Below are 269 nucleotides of genomic sequence, written 5' to 3'. Positions count from 1 at the left end.
CGATCTCGTTCATAGGAGATATTGTCCGATGGATTTGCGATGATATTCAAATAAGAAATCACATCTCGGATTTCCTTACGGCTGTAGAACTTGGTGCCCCCAACCATGGTATAAGGGATATTAGATTTGAGCAGGGCTTCTTCAATGGTACGGGACTGGGCATTGGTCCGATAGAGAACTGCAAAATCCTTATAAGCCTTACCTTCTCGGTGCAACTGGTCAATCTGCCCTGCGACATAGATAGCTTCATCATTTTCATCTCTGGCACG

General features: G+C 45.0%; 1 protein-coding gene. It reads right to left on the bottom strand.

Going from position 1 to position 269, the window contains the following annotated elements; translation table 11 throughout:
• Positions 1-269: 3'-5' exonuclease (locus C1E99_RS00125; protein ID WP_330848205.1), on the bottom strand; the 269-nt coding region annotated here is incomplete at both ends.

It is taken from the genome of Streptococcus suis, assembly GCF_002964045.1.
GTDB classification, from domain to species: Bacteria; Bacillota; Bacilli; order Lactobacillales; family Streptococcaceae; genus Streptococcus; species Streptococcus suis_U.
The sequence above is the reverse complement of the archived record's forward strand: the minus strand, read 5'-3'. Positions and strand labels throughout refer to the sequence as shown.